Source organism: Streptomyces sp. NPDC104381 (genome assembly GCF_055583745.1).
The window spans coordinates 179,731-203,199 of sequence record NZ_JBVJNK010000003.1 but is presented as its reverse complement, the minus strand read 5'-3'; the positions used below and the strand labels follow the sequence as shown (position 1 = coordinate 203,199).

Sequence of the window (23,469 nt, the reverse complement as noted above, 5' to 3'; positions counted from 1 at the left end):
CGGCCGCACGCTGACGGGGCGGCCCACTCCCCCACAGATCAAAACGCACGACACCACCGACAGCGCCCAGCACACGCCGGGGGACGACGGGGCACGCCTGCGGGTACCGCTCCCCGGTCGGATCGGTACGGGCCCGGCTCACTCGTCCCGCCCGATGGGGAAGACTGAGCCCATGAGAGACATCGTCTTCACACGCGCGAGCAGCTGGATCCCGAACGTGATCCGCGAGGACGGTGAGCTGAAGCTGATGCTCGGTGCCGGGGCCGACGCCAACCACGAGCCCCGCACCTTCACGTTCCCGATCGACGAGGCCCATCTCGCGGTGATCCAGGAGGACCTGGCCAGACACCTGCTGCTGTGGAGCGCGGTCCTTCCGCTGTGCGACGCCGCCGGAACCCGGGGCCGCCTCGACGAGAACGCCGCCGTGGCGCTCCTGGACCCGGTCCTTCTCTCCGCGCCCCCGGACGTCGACGCGCTCTTCCGGCGCATCCGGTGGGACAGGGGGCAGCTCATCTCCCATGGGGCCGACATCGGTCTGCTCGAGCGCGGTCAGGTCTGCGCGGCGATGCGCGCGGCGACGGAGACGTCCGACGGGAAACGCGCTCAGGAGTACGCCGCGAACCGACGTCGCGCCGCACGCGGAACGGTGCTGGGCCCCCTGGACGCCGCGCTTCTGCGGTACACGGGCCAGTACCTGCACGGCGCGACGGTTCCGAGGCGGTCGCCCGACGCTGTCGACGCCGCCCTGCTTCCGCAGGTCATGCGGGTGATCGCCACCGCGGAGCAGGCGTGCGCCGGGATGCGCATCGGCCGCGATCCACGACGGGGAAAGCGCGCCACGGACAAGCGCGACTGGGAGCGGATGGCCACGACGGTCGACGCGGCCGTGCGCCGTGAACACCCCGGGCTCGTCGACGACGCGGTACGTACGGTGAGCTTCCTGATGTGCTCGGAGGCCGCGGACCGCTCCAGGAACACGCCCATGGAGGACGACGAGGAGACTGCCGGCGGCCCCTCCGGCGTCGGCGGGAGTGCGAGGAAGACGATCCTGTCGTTCACCGACGACAAGGGCGCCGAGAAGAAGTGGCGCGCCGGCGGCCCTCGGACCGCCACCGCGGTGTTCTGGGAGTTCGTCGGCGACCGCTCCGCCGGGGACAACGAGGTGTTCACCATCGAGGACGAGAAGATGGGCGAAGGGATCCAGCTCCACTTCTACGCGGATTCCATCGCCCGGATCACGACGGTGCGCGAGGGCGAGGGCGGGGCGGATCCGGAGTACCGGGTCGAGTACAGCCTGGTCGACGGGATCGGCGGGTACCGGACCCTGGTCGGCGCCTTCGTGCGCGGCGGCTGTGCCGCACTCGAACAGCACGGCCCCTGGATATCGGACGTCGCCGAGTTCGAGCGCGCCCGCCGGCGGCGCGACGCCCGGTAGGCCGCCGGTGCCTGGCCTCACCGGAGCCCGGACGACTCCGGCACCGGGACGAGGGGTACGCCAAGTTCCAAGGTGCCCACGAGCGAAGGCAGGCTCCACTAATCTGGAGCAGCGAAGTGGTGGACGAAGGGGGGGCGGGCTCGTGGATCCGGAGTTGGCTTTGTTGGCGGGTACCGCAGGGACGACCCTGGTGGGGCTGTTGACGACGGAGACGTGGCAGCAAGCCAGGAACGGATTCTGTTCGTTGTGGCGCCGGGCCCAGCCGGAGCGCGTCGACGCCATATCGGCCGAGCTGGATACGACTCGCAGCGATCTGCTTGCCGCGCAGGCCGATGGTGATCCTGACACCAGGGACGAGCTGGGGGCCGAGTGGCAGGGCCGCATCCGGCGACTGCTCGTGGCACACCCCGAGGAGACCGATGCGCTGCGGGAGCTGATCGGCCGGCTGGATCCGTCGGTGCCCCTGCCCCCGTCGGTGAACCAGCAGGCCACGGCCTCCGGAGACTCCCGGATCTATCAGGCCGGAAACAACCAGACCTTCGTACAACGTTGAGCGAACAGAACGCACGGGCCGAGGGCCGGAGCCGGATCTATCAAGCCTCCGGCGACCAGCACATCGTCGAGCATCACCATCACGCGCCGGACTGGTCGGGTCCCGACTCGGTCCGTCGGCCCGCTGTCGGACGCCCCCCTCTGGTGTTGCGCGACCGGACCGCGGAGATGGCCCGGCTGCGCGCGGCTGTCGAACCCGGGGCAGGCAACAGCGTCCATGTCCTCCATGGCATGGGCGGCTGCGGCAAGACGGCTGTCGCGTACGCCCTGTTCCAGCACGCAACCGGTCAGGCCGGCCGCGTCGGTCTCTGGGTCAACGCTTCCGATCTCGCCTCCCTGCGCGCCGGCATGCTCGCTGTCGCAGCCGACCGAGGTGCCTCCGACGGCGAACTGATCGGCGCGCGCAGTGGGCTCCGGCCCGCCGCCGACCTGGTGTGGCATTACCTCGATCACTCCGAAGAGCCCTGGCTGCTGGTCCTCGACAACGCGGACGACCCCTCTGTTCTTCAGGGCGGATGGCTGCGCACCAGTCCGTCCGGCACTGTCGTCGTCACCACCCGGCAGCCGGCCGGACACTGGTGGCCGGGTGCCGACCTCGTCCACTTCGGCGTACTCCCCCGTGCCGATGCCGCGAAGGTCCTCCATGACCTCGCACCACACGCCGGGTCGGTCGAGGACGCGGCCGAAGTGGCCGACCGTCTCGGCCGGTTACCTCTGGCGCTGACCCTCGCCGGGGGATTCCTGGCCCATCAGGTGATCGCTCCCTGGACACTCGACGACTACCGCGACAAGCTCGACAGCACCCCCTCCGTCGACGCCATCGAGCTGATCGACCAGGGCGCCTTGTCGAGCAGCAGCGACTCCCGCCACCTGGTCAGCCGTACCTGGCAGCTCTCGCTGGACGCGCTTCACACCCGTGGGCTGCCGGAGTCCACTCCGCTTCTGCGTCTGCTCGCCTGCTGGGCCGGTGACCCGCTGCCCCTCCAACTCCTGTCCGGCGCGGAAGTCGGCGGCGATCTCCCCGCTGACCGGGTCGAATCGGCTCTGCGCGGGCTGCTCGAACACTCGCTGACCGAACTGCTGCCGGGCGGCGTGCGCTGCCTGCGCACGCACGGCGTGCTGCTCAGCAGCGTGGCGCGAGCCACGCCCGAGGACCAGCGGGAGGCACTCACCGGGACCGGTGTCCGGCTCCTGATGGCTCTGCTGCCCGACCCCGACGACCACGGGGCGCCGAGTGACGACATCGCTCTGCTCGCCCCGCACGTCCTGGCCCTGCTGCGCCGGACGGTGGACTGGGACGTCTCTCAGGGTGTCGCGGCCTCGGCCACCGAGTGTGCCTGGCGGCTCGTGGACCTGCTGGACCGTCTCGGTGACTACGCCTCGGCTCTCGCGGCGGCGACCACGGCCGCGGCACTCGCGCAACGCAGTCCGGGCGCGGACCACCCGCAGCTTCTCAGGTTGCGTCAGCGCGCCGGCAGGGCCGTCTACCGACTCGGGCAGTTCGAGGAGGCCGAGTCCCTGGCCCGGCAGGTGCTCGGCGACTGCGAACGCGTATTCGGCGCTGAGCACGTGGACACATGGGAGAGCTGTCTGGGTCTGGCTCTTCCCCTCTGGCAACTCGGCCGCGGATCCGAGGCACTTCCGCTCATCCGACGAGCCGTGGCGGGTCGGACCGAGGTTCTCGGCCCCCTGCATCCGCTGACGCTTCTGGCACGCACGTATGTCCTGGAGGTGGCTGCCGAGCATGAATTCGACCAAGAGATCCCCGTCGGACACGAGTTGGTCTCCGAATGCCGGCAGGCTCTCGGCAGGCGGAACTCCATCACCTTGACGGCCGAGCTCAATCAGGCTGACCTTCTCCGCCGCGCCGGACGAACCGGCGAGGCACTTCCGCTGGCTCGGGAGAACGTCGTGTCGAACGAGTCGCACTACGGACCGGCGCACCCGTACACGCTGGCGGCCCGCACACAGCTCAGCGTCATCCTCGCGGAGACCGGCCGTTACGACGAGGCCGTCGGACAGGCCGAACTGGCAGCGGTGGGCCGGTCCCAGGTGCTGGGCCCGACCCATCCGTGGACGCGGAAGGGTCAGGAACGCCTGCGGGAGTATCGAAGAGCTCTCGAGAACCCCTAGCATCAGGAGAATGTGGCTTCGCCGGGGCCGGTGAGAACCTCGAAATGAGGCGCCACCGAGTCCGGTTGGCAGAAAGCGAAAGGGAAACCACCCACCCATGTACGTTCATTCGAACCGGTTCCCGACCGGTAGTGCAACACGCTCTCGGAATGACGCAGCGGTAACCCCGTGGGGGCTGCGACGTATGACCGTGACCCCGGCCGTCGCACCCGGGTACGCCCGCGTCGAACTGGACCCGGCCTCCCAGAGCGCACGCTATTCGGATGCCGACGGCGGACCCGTCGCGATGAGTGTGCGCGGTTCGGCCAACGGCGACGACGTCGATCCCGGTGCTCACGGCGATCAGTGAACAGCACCGGTTCGGTGCTGGTCGTCACCAGCATCGACGACCCGACGGCCGACCTCGTGATCGCCGAGCTGCACGACCGGGGCGTCCCGGTCGTGCGGTTCGACCCCGGGGACTTTCCCACCACGTCGGCGGTCGCGGTGACGATCACGGGCGACGGGCTGAGCGGCACGCTGTCCACACCGAGCCGTGTCGCAGACCTGGCCTCGGTGCGCGCGCTGTACTACCGACGGCCGTCCGGGTTCACCTTCCCGGGACTGGACGCACGGGCCGCCCGATTCGCGGTCACCGAGGCCCGTTACGGACTCGGCGGAGTCCTGGCCTCGCTGCCCGGCTGTCTGTACGTGAACCATCCGCACCGCATCGGGGACGCGGAGTTCAAACCGTCCGGGCTCGCCACAGCCGTCGGCGTCGGGCTGGCCGTACCGCCCTCGCTGATCACTTCCTCCCCGGACGCCGCGAGGGAGTTCATCGGCCGGCACGGCCCGGTGCTGTACAAACCCCTGTCCGCGCCTCCGGACAGCCCCGACGGATCCTCCCGTACGGTGAACGTCGCCGACGTCACGGTGGACGAGATCGATGACGCCGTAAGCGCTACGGCGCACCTCTTCCAGCAGCGTGTGGACAAGATCGCCGACGTACGGGTGACCGTCATCGGGAGCCGTGTGTTCTGCGTGCGGATCGACTCCGGCCTGCTGGACTGGCGCACCGGCTACGACCGGCTGTCCTATGCGGTGGTCGAGCCGCCACCGGGAATCCGCGAAGCCCTCCACGCCTACCTGTCGCAGTTCCGGCTGGTCTTCGGTGCCTTCGACTTCGCGATCGACCGCCACGGCGCCTGGTGGTTCCTGGAATGCAACCCGTCGGGTCAATGGGCGTGGCTTCAGGCGGAGACGGGTCTGCCCATGGTGTCGGCAATGGCTGACCTCCTGGAAACGGGACGTCCGTCCACGACGCGCTCCTGAGATCCCTCCGGGGCTGAGCCCGCTGCTCCGCTATCCGTAGAAGCTCAGCCGCACCTGCCGGTCCCTGTTGTCGACGTTCGTGTCGACCAGGCACACCGACTGCCATGTCCCCAGTTCCAGCCTCCCCCCGATCACCGGCAGGGTGGCGTGCGGTGGCACCAGGGCCGGGAGTACGTGGTCTCGGCCGTGGCCGGGGCTGCCGTGGCGGTGGCGCCAGCGGTCGTCGGCGGGGAGGAGGGTCTGCAGGGTCGTGAGGAGGTCGTCGTCGCTGCCGGCTCCGGTCTCCAGGATCGCGATCCCGGCCGTGGCGTGCGGGACGAAGACGTTGAGCAGGCCGTCCCGCCCGTGAGCGGTGCGGTCGAGAAACTGCGTGCAGTCCTCCGTCAGGTCCATGACCGTTTCGGTCCGTCCCGTGGTGAGGGTCAGCACGTGCGTGGCAAAGGTGTCGGACATGGCTCCATTCTCCCGCCGCCGGGGCGGACCGCGCCCACCGGGAAGATCCGGGGCGCACCCAGGGTTGGTAGAAGCGTGAACAACTTCGGAGTGAGTGAACCGGCCGTCGTCGTCATCGGCGCCGGGCAGGCCGGGCTGTCCGCCGCGTATCACCTGGCGCGCGCCGGCCTGGAGCCCGACCGGGACTTCGTCGTTCTGGATCACGCGCCCGGGCCCGGTGGTGCCTGGCAGTTCCGCTGGCCCTCGCTCACGTACGGCAAGGTGCACGGCATGCACGCGCTGCCCGGGATGGAGCTGACGGGCGCGGACGACAGCCGCCCTTCGTCCGAGGTGATCAGCGCGTACTTCGACGCGTACGAGCGGCGCTTCGGTCTGCGGGTGCACCGGCCGGTCGAGGTGAGCGCCGTGCGTGAGGGCGAGGGCGGCCGGCTGAGCGTCGAGACCTCCGAGGGTACGTACGCCACGCGTGCGCTGATCAACGCCACCGGCACCTGGGACCGGCCCTTCTGGCCGCGTTATCCGGGTCAGGAGACCTTTCGCGGGCGCCAGTTGCACACCGCCGGCTACCCCGGGCCCGCGGAGTTCGCCGGGCTGCGGGTGATCGTGGTCGGCGGGGGCGCGTCGGGCACTCAGCACCTGATGGAGATCGCCGAGGTCGCGGCCGAGACGTACTGGGTGACGCGGCGCCCGCCAGTGTTCCGGGAGGGGCCGTTCGGCGAGGAGCAGGGGCGGGCCGCGGTGGCCATGGTGGAGGAGCGTGTGCGTCTCGGGCTCCCGCCGCAGAGCGTGGTGAGTGTGACCGGGCTGCCGCTCAACGACGCCGTCCGTCGCGCGCGCGAGCAGGGCGTCCTCGACCGGCTCCCCATGTTCGAGCGGATCACGCCGAGCGGGGTGGCCTGGGCCGACGGCCGCACCGTGGAAGCCGATGTCATCCTCTGGGCGACCGGATTCCGTGCCGCCGTGGACCATCTGGCCCCCCTGAGACTCCGGGAGCCGGGCGGTGGCATCCGCGTCGAGAACACCCGGGCCGTGCGGGATCCGCGGGTCCATCTCGTCGGTTACGGGCCGTCCGCCAGCACGATCGGGGCCAACCGGGCCGGCCGGGCGGCCGTCCGTTCGGTCACCCGGCTGCTGGACAGCGTGCCGGCCTGACCGGGCGTCAGCGGCCAGGGCGACACGAGAACACACGAACACGGGAGCGGATGTTCGCTCGAACGCGTGGTCGTTCCGGGATTTGTTGCTCAACGAGCGCACTGCGGCTGATGATTACTGAGCGCACACGACGGGCTGCAGACCGCGACTGCGCATGTCCCAGAGATGCACCACGCACAAGGAGAACTACCAGATGAACTTCCTGACCAACCTGCTTGCCGGCGTCGTCCACTTCGTGGGTTGGCTCGTCTGACCGTCTCTGCACAACGGCGCCGCCGCTTCCCGTCCCACGGGAGCGGCGGCGCTGCCGTGTGCCCGCCCCCTCCGGCCCGGGCGCATCAGACGGGCGCGGGGGCCGGGCTGCTGTCGCGGCGGACCAGGGCGGCATAGCGTCCGTCCTGCGCGAGCAGCTCCTCGTGCGTGCCGCGCTCGGCCACCCGGCCTTCGTCCAGGACGACGATCTGGTCCGCGTCCCGGACGGTGGAGAGCCGGTGGGCGATGGTGAGTGTGGTGCGGCCCTTCGACAGTGCGTCGATGGCTTGCTGCACGGCGTGTTCCGTGCGGGTGTCGAGGGCGCTGGTCGCCTCGTCGAGGATCAGCACGGGCGGATCCCGGAGGATCGTACGGGCGATCGCCAGCCGCTGCTTCTCACCGCCCGAGAAGCGGTAGCCACGTTCGCCGACGAGGGTGTCGTACCCGTCGGGCAGCCCGGCGATGTGGTCGTGGATCTGCGCGGTGCGGGCGGCGCTCTCGATCTGCTCGTCGGTGGCGTCCGGCTTGGCGAAGCGGAGGTTCTCGGCGACCGAGGCGTGGAAGAGGTAGGTCTCCTGGGAGACCACGCCGACGGCCCGGGCGAGGGTGTCGAAGTCCAGGTCGCGGACGTCGACGCCGTCGATGGTGACCCGTCCTCCCGTGACGTCGTACAGCCGCGGCACGAGATAGCTGAGCGTGGACTTGCCCGAGCCGGTGGGACCGACGACGGCCAGGCTGTTCCCGGCGGGCACGGTCACATCGATGCCGCTCAGCGTCGGGCCGCCCTTCTCGTCATAGCTGAAGGTGACGTCCTCGAAGGCGATCTCGCCGCGGACCTTCTCCAGCCTGACGGGCTTCGCCGGCTCGGTGATGTCCACCTCGAGGTCGAGGTACTCGAAGATGCGCGCGAACAGGGCGAGGGACGTCTGCATCTGCACACCGGTGGAGAGCAGGCTGACCGCGGGCCGGAACAGCCCCTGCTGGAGCGAGACGAAGGCGACCAGCGTGCCGATGGAGACGGCCGTGACACCGGACCGGAGCGTGAGGCCGGCTGCCCAGTAGATGACGGCGGGCATGGCGGCCATCACGATGCCGATGGTCGACATCCTCCAGCGTCCGGCCATGCTGGAGCGCACTTCGAGATCGACCAGGCGCTCCGATTCCTCGGAGAAGGCCCGGGTGAGGGAGTCCGAGCGGCCCATGGTCCGGCCGAGCAGGATGCCGCTGACCGAGAGCGACTCGGTGACCGTGGCCGCCATCGCGGCCATCTGCTTCTGGCGCTGGGTGGTGATCCTCTTGCGCTCGCGGCCGACACGGCGGCTGATCCAGACGAAGACGGGCAGCAGGAGCAGCGAGACGACGGTGAGCCGCCAGTCGAGCGCCAGCATGGCGACCACGGTGGCGATGACGGCGGTGAGGTTGGAGACCAGGGAGGTCGCGGTGGAGGTGACCGTGGCCTGCATCCCGCCGATGTCGTTGGCGATGCGGGACTGGACCTCGCCCGTGCGGGTGCGCGTGAAGAAGGCGAGCGGCATCCGCTGCAGCTGGGTGTAGACGGCGGTGCGCAGATCGTGCATGACGCGCTGGCCGACCGTCGTGGAGATGAGGGTCTGCAGGACACCGAAGACGCTGTTCATCACGGCGGTGAGGATCATGCCGAGCGCGAGGAGGGTGAGCAGCCCCGTGCACCCCTGCGGGATCGCGGTGTCCAGGATCTCGCGGAGCAGGAACGGGGAGGCGACCGACACCAGCGAGGAGGCGCCGACCAGCAGGCCCACCACGGTGAGTCTGCCCCGGTAGGGCCGGAAGAGCCGGAAGATGCGACGCAGCTCGGCGGGCGGCTGGGCCGCGTCCGCGGCCGGAGGTGTCCAGGTGGGTTCGTCGGGTTTCATGGGCTCCTTCGAGAGCGTGCGGAGAAAGACGGACTTCGAGAGAGTGACGTGAAGAGTCTGCTTCGAGAGCTTAGCTCACTGTTACCTCTATTCACAATGAACAAGCTCCTGATATTGTTCCCTCATGGACTCCCCCGACTCCGACGGCATGCTCGCCGAGCAGTTGCTGCGGCTCACACGCCGTCTCCAGCGCATCCAGAGCCGACAGCTGGAGCCGATAGGCATCACGCCGGCCCAGTTCCGCCTGCTGCGCACGACCGCGCATTACGACGGCCCGCCCCGGATGGCCGATCTCGCCGAGCGTCTGGACGTCGTCCCGCGCGCGGTGACCACCCTGGTGGACGGCCTGGAGGCGAGCGGCCGGGTGCGGCGTGCCCCGGATCCGGAGAACCGCCGCGTGATCCGTATCGAGATCACCGAGGAGGGCAGGGCGGTGCTCCGTTCGATGCGCGACGCGCGCAAGGCCGCCGCGGAGGAGATCCTGGCTCCATTGACCACCGAGCAGCGCGAGGTGCTCGGCGGGCTGCTCACCGCTCTGGTCGACGGGATGCCGGAGCGCCGCCGCTGCTGAGGCACGTGGTGCGGCCACCGCACCGCACCGTCGAGGGGACCCTGACATGCCGCTGCTGGAGCCGAAGCCGGAAGCCCTGCGTCCTCGTGCGGGACGCGCGCCGTCGCCCGATCGGGTGCCCGGCTGGAAGGCGTCCGGGACTCCGGCGGAGCTGCGGGCCGGCCTGACCGCTCTGCTCGGCCCGGAGAAGGTGCTGTGGAAGGTCTCCGACCTGGTGCGGTACGCCTCCGATGCCAGCCCGTACCGCTTCCTGCCCCAGGTGGTGCTGGTCCCCGAGGACCTGGACGACGTCTCGGCGATCCTCTCGTACGCGCACGGCAACGGCCGCGGGGTCGTCTTCCGCGCCGCGGGCACCAGTCTCAACGGCCAGGCGCAGGGCGAGGACATCCTCGTCGACGTACGACGCCACTGGACGGGGATCGAGGTCCTGGACGGCGGGGCCCGGGCCCGGATCCGGCCCGGGACCACCGTCATGCGGGCCAACGCCACGCTCGCCCGGCACGGCCGGATCCTGGGTCCCGACCCTGCCAGCGCCATCGCCTGCACCGTGGGCGGAGTCGTGGCGAACAACGCCTCGGGGATGACCGCGGGGACCACCAGGAACTCCTACCGCACGGTCTCCTCGATGACCTTCGTCCTGCCGAGCGGCACGGTGGTCGACACGGCCGAGGACGGCGCCGACGAGCTGCTGCGCCACGCGGAGCCGCGCCTGTGCGACGCCTTGCTGGCCCTCAAGGCGGAGATCGAGGCCGACGAGCGGCTCACCGCCCGGATCCGCGCCAAGTACGAGATCAAGAACACCAACGGCTACCGCCTGGACGCGTTCCTGGACGGATCGACGCCCGTGGAGATCCTGCGGGGCCTGATGGTCGGCTCCGAGGGCACGTTCGGGTTCATCTCCGAGGTCGTCTTCGACACCTTGCCGCTGGACCGCCATGTCTCCTCCGCGCTGCTGTTCTTCCCCTCGCTGACGGCGGCCGCGGCGGCGGTGCCCAGGTTCAACGAGGCGGGTGCGATCGCGGTGGAGCTCATGGACGGCAACACCCTGCGCGCCTCGGTGCGCGTCGAGGGCGTCCCGTCCGACTGGGCCGGGCTGCCGCAGGGGACGACGGCCCTGCTGGTGGAGTTCCGCGCCCCGGACGAGAGCGCGCTCGCCGCCTGCGAGCGGGCGGCGGCCGCGGTCGTCGCGGACCTCGATCTGGTGACGCCGGCCGTCTCCGTCACCAACGAGTTCACCCGGGACGCCGCCACGGTCTCGGGGTACTGGAAGGCGCGCAAGGCGTTCGTCACCGCCGTCGGCGGCTCACGCCCCTCCGGCACGACGCTGATCACCGAGGACTTCGCCGTCCCGCCGTCCCGGCTCTCGGAGGCCTGCGAGGCACTGCTCACGCTCCAGGCCGTCCATGGCTTCGACGCCGCCGTGGCGGGTCACGCGGCGCACGGGAACCTGCACTTCCTGCTCGCCTTCGACGCCGCGAAACCGGCCGACGTCGACCGGTACGCCGCGTTCATGGACGCGTTCTGCACGCTCGTCGTCGACCGCTTCGACGGTTCGCTGAAGGCGGAGCACGCCACCGGCCGCAACATCGCACCCTTCCTGGAGCGGGAGTGGGGCCCGGCCGCGACCGAGCTCATGTGGCGTACGAAGCAGGCCATCGACCCGGACGGGGTGCTGGCGCCCCGGATCGTCCTCGACCGGGATCCGAAGGCCCATCTGCGGGGGCTCAAGACCATTCCCAAGGTCGAGCCGGTCGCGGACCCGTGCATCGAGTGCGGGTTCTGCGAGCCGACCTGCCCCAGCGAGGACCTGACCACGACGCCGCGTCAGAGGATCGTGCTGCGCCGGGAGATGATGCGGCAGCCGAGTGGGTCCCCGGTGGAGTCCGGGCTGCTCGACGCCTACGGTTACGACGCCGTGGACACCTGCGCCGGCGACTCCACGTGCAAGCTGGCGTGCCCGGTCGGCATCGACACCGGGGCGATGATGAAGGACTTCCGCCATCACCGGCACTCCCCCCGCGAGGAGCGGGTCGCGGCTCTGACCGCACAGCACTTCAAGGTCGTGGAGGCGTCGGCGCGGGTCGCCCTGAGCCTGGCCGACGCCGTCACCCGCCATGCCGGGGACCGGGTGCTGCAAACCGTGACCCGGCTCGCCCGCAAGGCCGTACGTCCGGATCTGCTGCCGGAGTGGCTGCCCGAGATCCCCGGCGCGGCCCCCCGCAGGCTGCCGCCCACCTCACGGGCGGGGGCGAGCGCCGTCTACTACCCGGCCTGTGTGAACCGCATCTTCGCCGGGCCGGACGACGAGGGGACGCTGCCGCTCGCCGACTCGGTCGTCTCCCTGTCGGCGCGGGCGGGCAAACCGGTCTGGATCCCCGAGGACGTCGCCGGGACCTGCTGCGCGACGATCTGGCACTCCAAGGGCTACGACACCGCCAACGCGGTCATGGCGAACCGCGTCGTGGAGGCGGCCTGGGGCTGGACGGCCGGCGGCACGCTCCCGCTGGTCGTCGACGCGTCGTCGTGCACGCTGGGTCTGGCGCACGAGGTGGTTCCGTATCTCACCGAGGACAACCGGGCGTTGCACCGGGAGATGACGTTCGTCGACTCCCTCGTCTGGGCCGCCGACGAGCTGCTCCCGCATCTGACGGTGTTCCGCCGGGCCGATTCCGCCGTCCTGCACCCCACCTGCTCGATGGAGCATCTGGGCGATGTGGCGCATCTGCGCACGGTGGCGGGGGCCTGTGCGGAGGAGGTCGTCGTGCCGGACGACGCGGGCTGCTGCGGGTTCGCGGGCGACCGCGGCCTGCTCCACAAGGAACTCACCGACTCGGCGACCGCCAAGGAGGCGGCGGAGGTCGACACCCGTACGTACGACGCCTATCTGTCGGCCAACCGGACGTGCGAGATCGGGATGGACCGGGCGACGGGCCACCGCTACCGCTCGGCGCTGATCGAGCTGGAGTGGGCCACCCGCCCGGTGCTCTGACACGGGGCCCGGCCCCGCCTTCCCACGCTTTCCCCGCCCTGCCGTCTCCTGGCGCGCCCGCATGGCCGAGTGACCGCACCCGGCCATGCGGCGAGCTCATGGAAGTCCATGGTTTAGACACAGGAGTCCAATCGCGTCCCTTGCGTAGGAACAGCCCCACCGTCCAGGGTCCTTACCGAGGTTCGGGGGTCCGCCATGACCAGGCGGACCCCGGGATCCGTACGCGCACCGTCAAATCCCCCTCTCTGGAGGCCCGATGAATGACGACGCACCACAGGACCAGAACCCCCAGGGGCAGGATCCGCAGACCATGGACGACGGCTCGCTGAGCCGTCGTTCCGTTCTTCGCACCACAGCCGGCGCGGTGGGAGCCGCGAGCGCCGGACTCGGACTCGGCGCGCTCGGCGCAGGCCCGGCCTCGGCCGCCGAACACGCCGCTGCCGCCGACCCCCAGGCCGTTCCGGCGCGCAAGGGCGCCACCATGGCGGGAGTCCGCTTCGACCGGCGTTCGACCGTACGCGTGGGCATCGTGGGCCTCGGCAACCGAGGCGGCAGCATGATCGACCTCTTCCTCGCCGTCGACGGGGTGCGGGTCGTCGCCGTCTGCGACCCGGTGAAGGACAAGGCCGAACGGGCCGCCGCGAAGGTGACGGCGGCGGGTCAGCCGGCGCCCGCCGTCTACACGAAGGGGGAGGACGACTACGAGAATCTCTGCGCACGCGGAGACATCGACTTCGTCTATGTGGCGACCCCGTGGGACTTCCACTTCGAGATGGCGAAGACGGCCATGCTCCACGGCAAGCACGTCGGCGTCGAGTGTCCGATCGCCCTGCGGCTGGACCAGCTCTGGGAGCTGGTCGACCTCTCCGAGCGGACCCGGCGCCACTGCATGCAGCTGGAGAACTGCTGTTACGGCCGCAACGAGATGCGGGTCCTGCGGATGGCGCACGCGGGACTCTTCGGCGATCTGCTGCACGGCGCGGGCGCGTACAACCACGACCTGCGCGGCCTGATGTTCGACCCTGACTACTACGAGGGGCCCTGGCGGCGGCTGTGGCACACCCGGCTCCGCGGCGATCTGTACCCCAACCACGGCTTCGGCCCGGTCGCCAACTACATGGACGTCAACCGGGGCGACCGCGCGGTCAGCATCACGAGTGTCGGCTCTCCCTCGCTCGGCCTCGCCGCCTACCGCAAGGAGCACATGCCGGCCGGTGACCCGAGCTGGAAGGAGACGTACATCGAGAGCGACCGGACGATCAGTCTCGTCCAGACCGCCAAGGGCCGTGTGATCCGCCTGGAGCACGACGTGTCGACGCCTCACCCCTACTCACGGATCAACAGCCTCGGCGGTACGAAGGGGGTGTTCGAGGACTACCCCGAGCGGATCTACCTCGAACCGGACCATTCCAACGACGAGTGGGCGGACTTCGGCGCGTACGCCGAGTGGGACCACTGGCTGTGGAAGAAGTACGCCGATCCGCCCGGCGGCCACGGGGGCATGGACTACATGCTGGTCTTCCGGCTGATGCAGTGCATGCGTCTCGGGCTCGCCCCCGACTTCGACGTGTACGACGCCGCCACCTGGACCGCGCCGGTACCGCTGAGCCATCTCTCCATCAAGGCCAAGGGCGCACCGCAGCCGATTCCCGACTTCACCCGTGGTGAGTGGAAGAAGGCCCGCTCGGGCGTGGACTCCACCGAGCCCGCGGAGTAGGCGCGTCCGGTGCCCCGCCGTCCGCCCGGCGGCGGGGCCCGGCCCCGGAACGGAACCGGCGGCGGGCAGGGAAAGCACGGGCACGGTCCCACCGGCGGACCGGCCGTCGCGCCGATTAAATCGCTTGCCTCGGAGAGGGGCGGGAAGCGAACCTTGCACGGTTTGCTCCCTCCTGTTCCACGAGATCCCTACGGGTCTCCGCTCCTTCCGATCCTTGGGACGTCATGCAGATTCGCGATCTTCCGTACTCGGATCCCGGCGACCCCGATGTCAGGTCGGGCCCACGTTTCCTCCTCTGGCTGGGTCTCGGTCAGCTCACCGGCCAGCTCAAGTCCCTCTCCTGGGGGCTGATGCACCAGTGCGCGATCGCCGGGCTCCCGCTCGGTGTGGGGCTCGCGGTGCAGGCCGTCGTCGAACGCTCCGGCCGCGACCTCGCGTTCGCCGGGGTGCTCATCGTCGCGCTCGGCGTCCTCATCGCGGTGGGCGACACCATGCTCCACCGGACGGCGGTCACCAACTGGATCACCGCGGCGGCCCGGGTGCAGCAGCTGCTGGCCCGTAGGACAGCCGAGTTGGGGTCGGCGCTGACGCGTCGGGTCGCGGCCGGTGAGGTCGTCGCGGTCTCCACCGGCGACGTCGAGAAGATCGGCTGGTTCGTCGAGGCGCTGTCGCGTTTCGCGGCCGCCGCACTCGCCCTCGTCCTGATCTGCGTCGGCCTGGTCCTCTACCTGCCCTCGCTGGGTCTGCTGGTCGCGGTCGCCGTGCCCGCCCTCGCCCTCGCCGTCCTGCCGCTCCTCCCCCGGGCCACCCGGCGGGCCGACGTCCAGCGCGAGAAGGCGGGCCACGCCACCGAGCTGGCCTCCGACACGGTGGCGGGCCTGCGGGTGCTGCGCGGGATCGGCGGCGAGGAACTGTTCCTCGGCCGCTACCGGCGCGCCTCCCAGGAGGTCCGCGAGGCCGCCGTGCGCAGCGCGCGGATGTGGGCCCTCATCTCGGCGATCCAGGTGCTCCTGCCGGGCGTACTGCTGATCGCACTGGTCTGGTACGGGGCCGCCCTGGTCCACGACGGCCGGGTCGAGGTCGGTCAGCTCGTCACCGTCTACAGCGCGGCGACGCTGATGCTCTTCCCGCTGCGGCACTTCGAGGAGATCGCCATGGCGTACTCCTTCTCCCGGCCGTCCGCGCAGCGCGCCGTCCGGGTGCTGTCGCTGAAGCGCAGCGACCAGGCGTCCACGCTGGAGGCCCGGGTCCCGGAGGGCGACCTCTACGACCCGGTGACCGGACTGCTGGCGCCCCGGGGCCTGTTCACCGCCGTGGTCTGCGGCGACCCCGACGAGGCGGGCAGGCTCGCGGACCGGCTCGGCGGCCACGCCGAACCGGACGAGGACGCCTCCGGTCCCGCCCCCTCGGTGCTGCTCGGCGGTGTGGCCCTGGACGAACTGCCGCTCGACTCGGCCCGGACCGCGGTGCTCGTGCAGGACAAGGACCCGGTGCTGCTCTCGGGGACGCTGCGCGAGCTGCTGGACGTGCCCTCGTCGGGGGCGGTGACCGCCGACGACGCCCTGGCCGCCGCGCAGTGCGCCGATGTGCTGGACGCCCTGGCGCAGGCGTCGGTCGACGCGGACGGCGATCCCATGAACACCCGGATCACCGAGCGCGGCCGTTCCCTCTCCGGTGGCCAGCGGCAGCGGCTGGCGCTGGCGCGCTCCCTGGTGACCGACCCGGAGGCCCTGGTGCTGGACGAGCCGACGTCCGCCGTGGACTCGCACACCGAGGCCCGTGTCGCCGCCGGTGTGAGGCGGCTCCGGGAGGGCCGGACGACGGTGGCGTTCTCGTCGTCCCCCCTGCTGCTGGATCTCGCCGACCGCGTCGTGCTCCTGCACGGGGACACGGTCGTGGCGGCGGGCACCCACCGGGAACTGCTGCGGGACGAACCGCGGTACCGGGCGGTCGTCACCCGTGAGCCCGAAGACGAGGCCGAGGCCATGGCACAGGACGGGACCACCGCGATCGACGGCCTGCGGCCGGCCCGTGCGGTCGAGGAAATCGAGGAGCGAGCATGATCGGCCTGGCACCACCGGAGTACGACCCGGCCGCACCGACGTCGGCGACGACTCTGCCGGTCGGTACGCCGACGACCGTACGGACGTACGTACGTTCCCTGCTGCGGCGTCACCGCAGACCGTTCGCGGTGCTGATCGGGACCAACGCGGTCGCCGTGATCGCGTCGATCACGGGCCCCTACCTGCTCGGCGGGCTCGTCGAGGATCTCTCGAACGGAGTCACCGACCTCCATCTGGAGCGCACCGCCGCGGTGTTCGCCCTGGCACTGGTCGTGCAGACCGTGTTCACGCGGACGATGCGGCTGCGCGGGGCGATGCTCGGTGAGGAGATGCTCGCCGATCTGCGCGAGGACTTCCTCGTACGGTCGGTCGGGCTGCCGCCCGGTGTCCTGGAGCGGGCCGGTACCGGTGATCTGCTGTCCAGGATCACGACGGACATCGACCGGCTGGCCAACGCGATGCGGGAGGCCGTGCCGCAGCTGGCGATCGGTGTGGTGTGGGTGGGGCTGCTGGTCGGCGCGCTCACCGTCACCGCCCCGCCGCTGGCCCTGGCGGTGCTGGTCGCGCTGCCGGTGCTGCTGGTCGGCTGCCGCTGGTACTTCCGGCGGGCGCCGTCGGCGTACCGGTCGGAGGCGGCCGGGTACGCGGCGGTCGCCGCGATGCTGGCCGAGACGGTGGACGCCGGGCGGACCGTGGAGTCCCACCGCCTGGGGGCCGGCCGGGTCGAGCGGTCGGACCGGCGGGTCCGGGAGTGGACGGCGTGGGAGCGGTACACGCTGTTCCTCCGGTCGGTGCTCTTCCCCGTCATCAACGCCACGTACGTCACGATCCTGGGCGCGGTGCTGCTGCTGGGCGGCTGGTTCGTGATCGAGGGCTGGCTCACCGTCGGGCAGCTGACGACGGGGGCGCTGCTGGCGCAGATGATGGTGGACCCCATCGGGCTGATCCTGCGCTGGTACGACGAGCTCCAGGTCGCCCAGGTGTCGCTGGCCCGGCTCGTCGGCGTACGGGAGATCGAGCCGGACGCCGGGGACGACCGGGTGGGTCCTGACGGCCGGGACGTGCGCGCCGACGAGGTGCGCTTCGGCTACCGCGCGGGCGTCGACGTCCTGCACGAGGTGTCGCTCGACGTCGCCCCCGGTACGCGGCTGGCGCTGGTCGGGCCGTCCGGGGCGGGCAAGTCCACACTGGGCCGGCTGCTGGCCGGGATCTACGCGCCCCGCAGCGGCGAGGTCACGCTCGGCGGGGCCGAACTGTCCCGGATGACGGCCGAACGGGTGCGTGACCATGTGGCGCTGGTCAACCAGGAGCACCACGTGTTCGTGGGCTCGCTCCGGGACAACCTCCTGCTCGCCCGTACGGACGCCGACGACGCCCAGCTGTGGGCCTCGCTCGCGGCGGTCGACGCGGACGGCTGGTCCAGGGCCCTGGACGACGGCCTGGACACCGAGGTCGGCTCGGGCCGGCTCTCGCTGACCCCGGCGCAGGCGCAGCAGATCGCCCTGGCCCGGCTGGTGCTGGCGGACCCGCACACGCTGGTGCTGGACGAGGCCACCTCGCTGCTCGACCCGCGGGCGGCCCGGCACCTGGAGCGTTCCCTGGCCCGGGTGCTGGACGGCCGTACGGTGATCGCCATCGCCCACCGGCTGCACACGGCGCACGACGCGGATGTGATCGCGGTCGTGGAGAACGGCCGCATCACCGAACTGGGCAGCCACGACGAGCTGGTCACCGCGGGCGGCGCCTACGCCGCCCTGTGGCGTTCCTGGCACGGCTGAGGCGGGGCGCCCACCCCCTTCCCCGGAGGGTGAGGGGGCGGGGGCGCCGGCCACGGTGACGCGGCCTACCGCGTGCCGTAGGCCGCCCACCGTCCGAGGGCGAACCCGTCCCCCTCTCTGCGGACTTCCACGGCTCCCGCACCACCGAAGTGCGCGGGCACCACCAACTCCTTCTCCGATGCGGCCCGTCCGAGGATCCGGTGCCGGGTGGCCGCCGCGCGTGCCGGGTCCAGGCAGAAGCAGCTGCTGCGGGACGGGGCGAGGATCTGCACGGGGCTGTGCAGGAGATCGCCGACGAAGACCGCCCGGTCGCCTCCGGACGCGAGCCTCAGCACGGAGGAACCCGGCGTGTGGCCCGGCGCGGACTCCAGGGTGAGGTGTTCGTCGATGCGGTGGGTGCCCTCCCAGAGGACGGCCTGTCCGGATCGGTGGACGGGCGCGATGCTGTCCTCGTAGACCAGCCGGTCGTCCTGACTGCGGCCGTTTCCGTAGGCGTTGTCCGGGCCGAAGTAGAAGTCGTCCGCGGCCGGGACGAGGTACCGGGCGTTGGGGAACGTCGGCTCCCACCCCCCGTCCACGCCCTGGGTGTTCCAGCCGACGTGATCCGCGTGGACGTGGGTGTTGACGACGACGTCGATGTCCTCCGGACGGAATCCGGCCCGGTCGAGCAGACCGAGGAAGTCGCCCTGTCTGTCGTGGAAGTGCGCCGAGCCGGGCCGCTCGCGCCCATTGCCCACACCCGTGTCGACGAGGACGGTCCGTCCACCACTGCGCAGCACCCAGCTCTGCAGCGCCAGCACCGCCCTGTCGCTGTCCGGCTCCCAGTGATCGGGCGCCAGCCACTCCGCGTTGCCCTTCCAGATGTCCTCGCCGGACTGCGGAACGAGGTCGCGTGCGGGGGCGAACGCCTGCTGCCACTCGATGACCCGGACGATCTCGACGTCTCCGAGCACGATGCTCTGCCTGCTGTGCCTATTCGTCATGGATCCGACCCTAGGAAGAGCGGGTGAGCCGATCAATGCCTGTTCGGCTCACTCGGATACGCAGACGTCTCACTCATGAGGGTGTGGGTATCCTGCCTCGATGGATGTGGTGAGCGACGCGGTCTCGGCCATACGTATCGGCCGCCCCTCGTCCAACCGGGTGCGGGTGAGCGGCAGCTGGTGCGCGCGGCTCGACCCGTACGACGGCGCGGGCTTCCACGTGGTGCTGAAGGGCAGTTGCTGGCTGCTGCCCGACGGCGGCTCTCCCGTCCGGCTCGGCCCGGGTGACGTGGTGCTGCTGCCGCACGGGACGGGCCATGTGATCGCCGACTCCCCCGCCGACGAGGCGACCGTGCGGCGGGCCACCTCGTTCGAGGAGTGGTCCGCCGGTCGTACGCCGGGCCGGCCGTCGGCTGCCTCCGGCACGGTGGAGATGCTGTGCGGCAAGTACCGGCTCGACCGCGTCCACATGCACCCGCTCCTGGCGGAGATGCCGGAGGCCGTCCACCTGCCGAACCGCGTGGGCGCCCACGGCGAGCTGCGCTCCGCCGTGGATCTGCTCGGCCACGAGCTGGGCACCCGGGGGCCTGGCGCCTGCGTCGCGGTGCCCAGCCTGCTGGACCTGCTTCTCGTCTACATGATCCGGTCCTGGGCGGCCGAGGGAACGGGCACCTGGCCCGCCGTTCTGGGCGACCCGGTCACGTCCGCGGCCCTGCGGGCGCTCCACTCCGACCTGGCCGCCCCGTGGACCGCCGACCGTCTGGCGGCCGAAGCCGGCGTCTCCCGCGCCACCCTGGCACGCCGCTTCACCACCCTGGTGGGCCGCCCTCCGATGGCGTACCTCACCTGGTGGCGGCTGACGTTCGCCGCCACACTGCTCCGCGACACCGGCGACCCACTGGCCACCGTCGCCCGCCGGGTCGGCTACGGCACCCCGTACGCCCTCTCCCACGCGTTCAGCCGGGAATTCGGTATGACGCCGGGGCAGTACAGGCTGTCCGCGGCGAAGCGGCCGGATTCCGCCCGAGCGTCCTCGACGGAGCGTCACACCCGCGTCTCACCCGCCCCGCCCGGACAGCGGCACTCCGGGCCACGAGAGGCGAACTCGGTCCCCTCCGGTAAGGATGAGGAGTGACTGGCCCCGGATCCGGGGCAGGCGAGCGATGACCGCGTAAACCCGAGAAGGGACGCACACCGTGGCACGACCCAGGATTCTCGTTGTCGGCGCCGGCTTTGCGGGGGTCGAGTGCGTGCGCCGGCTGGAGCGCACCCTCGCGCCCGGCGAGGCGGACATCGCGCTCGTCACCCCGTTCTCGTACCAGCTCTACCTGCCGTTGCTCCCTCAGGTCGCGTCCGGGGTGCTCACCCCCCAGTCGGTCGCCGTCTCCCTGCGCCGCAGCCGGCGCCACCGCACCCGGATCGTGCCGGGCGGGGCCATCGGGGTGGACACGAAGGCGAAGGTCTGCGTGGTCCGCAAGATCACGGACGAGATCGTGAACGAGCCGTACGACTACATCGTGCTGGCGGCGGGCAGCGTGACCCGGACCTTCGACATCCCGGGCCTGGTCGAGAACGCCCGGGGCATGAAGACCCTGGCCGAGGCCGCCTACATCCGGGACCACGTCATCTCCCAGCTCGATCTGGCCGACGCCAGTCACGACGAGGAGGAGCGGGCGTCGCGGCTGCAGTTCGTGGTGGTGGGCGGCGGGTACGCCGGTACGGAGACGGCCGCCTGCCTGCAGCTGCTCACCAGCAACGCCGTCAAGCACTACCCCCGGCTGGACCCGAAGCTGATCAAGTGGCATCTGATCGACATCGCGCCGAAGCTCATGCCCGAGCTCGGTGACAAGCTCGGCCTCAGCGCCCTGGAGGTCCTGCGCAAGCGCGGGATCGAGGTCTCGCTCGGTGTCTCCGTGGCGGAGGCGGGGCCGGACAAGGTGACGTTCACGGACGGCCGGGTGCTGCCGTGCCGCACGCTGATCTGGACCGCAGGTGTCGCGGCGAGCCCGCTCATCGCGACCCTCGACGCGGAGACGGTGCGCGGGCGGCTCGCCGTGACCCCGGAGATGACGCTGCCCGGCCGGGACGGCGTGTTCGCGCTCGGCGACGCGGCGGCGGTGCCGGACCTGGCCAAGGGCGACGGGGCGATCTGCCCGCCCACCGCGCAGCACGCCATGCGCCAGGGCCGCAGGCTGGCGGACAACATCATCGCCTCGCTGCGCGGGCGCGCGCTCCAGCCGTACGTGCACAAGGACCTCGGGCTGGTCGTGGACCTGGGTGGCCGGGACGCGGTGTCCAAGCCGCTGGGCATCGAGCTGAAGGGCCTGCCGGCCCAGGCGGCGGCGCGCGGCTACCACTGGGCGGCGCTGCGGACGAACGTCGCGAAGACCCGGGTGATGACCAACTGGCTGCTCAACGCGATCGCCGGCGACGATTTCGTACGGACGGGGTTCCAGGCCCGTAAGCAGGCCACCCTGCGCGACTTCGAGTACACCGACGCCTATCTCACGCCGGAGGAGCTCCGCGCGCACACCGCCGGCGCGGACGCCCACCGCTGACCCGCGTGTTCCGGCCCCCTCCCCCGGCCTCCGCCGCGCGGGCGGGGGCCGGGGTCATGTCCGGCGGGAGAGGACGGTGTCGACCGTGTCCGCCTCATCGGCCCGCTTGTCCTCGCGGTAGCGCAGGACGCGGGCGAACCGCAGCGTGACGCCGGCCGGGTAGCGGGTGGAGCTCTGGAGCCCGTCGTAGGCGATCTCCACGACGAGTTCCGGGCGTACGGTCACCACGTGCCCGTCGTCGCCGGTGGCCAGCTCCCCCAGGCGCTCGGTCTGCCAGGCGAGCAGCGCGTCGGTGAGCCCCTTGAAGGTCTTGCCCAGCATGGCGAACGTGCCGTCCTCCCGGCGCGCCCCCAGATGCAGGTTGGAGAGCTTCCCGGTGCGTCTGCCGTGACCCCATTCGGCGGCGAGCACCACGAGGTCCAGGGTGTGCACGGGCTTGACCTTCAGCCAGGAGGCGCCCCGGCGGCCGGCGCTGTACGCGGCTGTGCCGCCCTTGACGACGACGCCCTCGTGCCCACGGGCGAGCGTCTCCTCGAAGAACGCCTCCGCGGCCTCGCGCTGCGCCTCGTCGGCGGGGTCGTCCACGACGACACGTCGTACGCGCATCGGTTCGGGAACCAGCGCGGCCAGCTCCCGGTGGCGCTCGGTCGAGGGGAGGTCGAGGAGGTCACGGCCGTCGACGGACAGCACGTCGAAGAAGACGGGGACCACGGGGACGGCGCCCGCCGCGGTGGCGACGTCGCGCCGGGAGCCCACCCGGCCGGCGGTCTCCTGGAACGGCCGGGGCCTGCCGTCGGCCCCGAGCGAGATCACCTCGCCGTCGAGGATGAACCGGTCCGCGCGGAAGGCGGTCACCGCGGCGGCCAGTTCCGGGAGCCGGTCGGTGATGTCGTCGAGCGTGCGGGTGTAGAGGCTCACCCGCGTCCCGTCCCGGTGCACCTGGACGCGAATGCCGTCCAGCTTCTCCTCGACGGCGCAGGGGCCCAGCCGGCCGATCGCCTCGGTCACGGAGCGGGCGGTGTGCGCCAGCATGGGCTGGACCGGTCTTCCGACGGTGAGCCGGAAGGACGCGAGGCCACCGGGGCCCTCGGCGAGCAGTGTGCGGGCGACGGGGCCGAGCGACCCGGCGAGCATGACGGCGCGCCGCACCTCCGCGGGTGGTGCCCCGGCGGCGTCGGCCAGGGCGTCGACGGCGACGGCGTCCAGGGCTCCCTGCCGTACCTCGCCGGTGAGCAGGGCGCGCAGGAAGCGCTGTTCGTCGGCGGTGGCCGCGCCCAGCAGCCCGGCCAGGCGCTCCTTGCGGGCGGCCTGGGAGCCAGGTCCGGTGAGGGCTCCGATCGCCGTCAGTTCGGCGTCGGTGTCCGTCACGGTCAGCGTGGGCACCTCGGCGGGCGTCACCTCGTGCCGCAGGGCGCTCCATCCGATCCCGAGCCGCCCCTGCGGGAGCCGGCCGGCGAGGTACGGGATGACGACCGGGACGTCGTCGGGGCCCGCCTCCCGGAAGAGTCCGGCCAGCAGGGCGGTCTTCCGGGTACGGGCCGAGGTCGCGGCGACCTCCAGGGACACATGGGCGAGCCTGGCGAGCAGCATGCCGCCATGGTGCTACGCCGACGGGCGCACCGCCCCCGGG

General features: G+C 71.5%; 17 protein-coding genes. 13 read left to right on the top strand and 4 right to left on the bottom strand.

The features are described 5' to 3' along the window. Positions 1–172 precede the first annotated feature (172 nt). The 5 genes from ACZ607_RS10480 (at position 173) to tgmB (ending at position 5,431) form a co-directional block, all read left to right on the top strand. Entirely contained in the window at positions 173–1,435 is a 1,263-nt protein-coding gene (locus ACZ607_RS10480; protein WP_469733806.1) for a DUF6357 family protein, read from the top strand. A 142-nt stretch (positions 1,436–1,577) separates the two neighbouring features. Continuing rightward, positions 1,578–1,988 carry a hypothetical protein gene (locus tag ACZ607_RS10475; protein ID WP_469733804.1) on the top strand — a complete coding sequence of 137 codons (411 nt, stop codon included), beginning with the start codon at positions 1,578–1,580 and terminating at the stop codon, positions 1,986–1,988. Between the two features lie 230 nt (positions 1,989–2,218). After that, positions 2,219–4,120: a tetratricopeptide repeat protein gene (locus tag ACZ607_RS10470; RefSeq protein WP_469734904.1), complete on the top strand. Its 1,902-nt coding sequence runs from the start codon at positions 2,219–2,221 to the stop codon at positions 4,118–4,120. A gap of 97 nt (positions 4,121–4,217) precedes the next feature. Continuing rightward, the gene (gene tgmA / locus ACZ607_RS10465; protein WP_469733802.1) at positions 4,218–4,469 is read left to right on the top strand and encodes a putative ATP-grasp-modified RiPP; all 252 of its coding nucleotides are present in this window, start codon (positions 4,218–4,220) and stop codon (positions 4,467–4,469) included. After that, complete coding sequence (gene tgmB / locus ACZ607_RS10460) at positions 4,466–5,431, top strand: ATP-grasp ribosomal peptide maturase (protein WP_469733800.1); 966 nt, start codon at positions 4,466–4,468, stop codon at positions 5,429–5,431. The genes tgmA and tgmB overlap by 4 nt, the downstream gene beginning before the upstream one ends. Before the next feature lie 30 nt (positions 5,432–5,461). Here tgmB and ACZ607_RS10455 read toward each other — a convergent pair whose 3' ends face one another. Next, positions 5,462–5,884, bottom strand: a complete 423-nt coding sequence (locus ACZ607_RS10455) for a secondary thiamine-phosphate synthase enzyme YjbQ (RefSeq protein WP_469733799.1) — start codon at positions 5,882–5,884, stop codon at positions 5,462–5,464. Between the two features lie 90 nt (positions 5,885–5,974). On the opposite strand from ACZ607_RS10455, the gene ACZ607_RS10450 reads away from it, so the two are divergent. Next, positions 5,975–7,036 carry an NAD(P)-binding domain-containing protein gene (locus ACZ607_RS10450; protein ID WP_469733797.1) on the top strand — a complete coding sequence of 354 codons (1,062 nt, stop codon included), beginning with the start codon at positions 5,975–5,977 and terminating at the stop codon, positions 7,034–7,036. 338 nt (positions 7,037–7,374) lie between these two features. Here the strand turns inward: ACZ607_RS10450 and ACZ607_RS10445 are convergent, their stop codons facing one another. Beyond that, positions 7,375–9,180, bottom strand: coding sequence for an ABC transporter ATP-binding protein (locus tag ACZ607_RS10445; RefSeq protein ID WP_469733795.1), 1,806 nt, complete (start codon positions 9,178–9,180; stop codon positions 7,375–7,377). Between the two features lie 124 nt (positions 9,181–9,304). On the opposite strand from ACZ607_RS10445, the gene ACZ607_RS10440 reads away from it, so the two are divergent. The 5 genes from ACZ607_RS10440 (at position 9,305) to ACZ607_RS10420 (ending at position 18,298) form a co-directional block, all read left to right on the top strand. Then, on the top strand, positions 9,305–9,751 hold the full coding sequence (locus tag ACZ607_RS10440) for a MarR family winged helix-turn-helix transcriptional regulator (RefSeq protein ID WP_469733793.1): 447 nt from the start codon (positions 9,305–9,307) through the stop codon (positions 9,749–9,751). Between the two features lie 46 nt (positions 9,752–9,797). After that, entirely contained in the window at positions 9,798–12,740 is a 2,943-nt protein-coding gene (locus tag ACZ607_RS10435; RefSeq protein ID WP_469733785.1) for an FAD-binding and (Fe-S)-binding domain-containing protein, read from the top strand. 256 nt (positions 12,741–12,996) lie between these two features. Then, positions 12,997–14,457, top strand: coding sequence for a Gfo/Idh/MocA family protein (locus ACZ607_RS10430; RefSeq protein WP_469733782.1), 1,461 nt, complete (start codon positions 12,997–12,999; stop codon positions 14,455–14,457). Between the two features lie 224 nt (positions 14,458–14,681). Next, positions 14,682–16,520, top strand: a complete 1,839-nt coding sequence (locus ACZ607_RS10425; RefSeq protein ID WP_469733780.1) for an ABC transporter transmembrane domain-containing protein — start codon at positions 14,682–14,684, stop codon at positions 16,518–16,520. Beyond that, complete coding sequence (locus tag ACZ607_RS10420) at positions 16,517–18,298, top strand: ABC transporter ATP-binding protein (protein WP_469733778.1); 1,782 nt, start codon at positions 16,517–16,519, stop codon at positions 18,296–18,298. Before ACZ607_RS10425 ends, ACZ607_RS10420 begins: the two co-directional genes overlap by 4 nt. 65 nt (positions 18,299–18,363) lie before the next feature. On the opposite strand, the gene ACZ607_RS10415 is transcribed toward ACZ607_RS10420, so the two are convergent. Continuing rightward, positions 18,364–19,281 carry an MBL fold metallo-hydrolase gene (locus tag ACZ607_RS10415; protein WP_469733776.1) on the bottom strand — a complete coding sequence of 306 codons (918 nt, stop codon included), beginning with the start codon at positions 19,279–19,281 and terminating at the stop codon, positions 18,364–18,366. Between the two features lie 100 nt (positions 19,282–19,381). On the opposite strand from ACZ607_RS10415, the gene ACZ607_RS10410 reads away from it, so the two are divergent. Both ACZ607_RS10410 and ACZ607_RS10405 read left to right on the top strand, forming a co-directional pair. Then, entirely contained in the window at positions 19,382–20,416 is a 1,035-nt protein-coding gene (locus ACZ607_RS10410; RefSeq protein WP_469733774.1) for an AraC family transcriptional regulator, read from the top strand. 61 nt (positions 20,417–20,477) lie between these two features. Next, positions 20,478–21,839 (top strand): NAD(P)/FAD-dependent oxidoreductase, encoded by a 1,362-nt coding sequence (locus ACZ607_RS10405; RefSeq protein WP_469733772.1) that lies wholly within the window; start codon positions 20,478–20,480, stop codon positions 21,837–21,839. A 54-nt stretch (positions 21,840–21,893) separates the two neighbouring features. Here the strand turns inward: ACZ607_RS10405 and ACZ607_RS10400 are convergent, their stop codons facing one another. After that, complete coding sequence (locus ACZ607_RS10400; RefSeq protein WP_469733770.1) at positions 21,894–23,429, bottom strand: ATP-dependent DNA ligase; 1,536 nt, start codon at positions 23,427–23,429, stop codon at positions 21,894–21,896. Between the last annotated feature and the right edge of the window lie 40 nt (positions 23,430–23,469).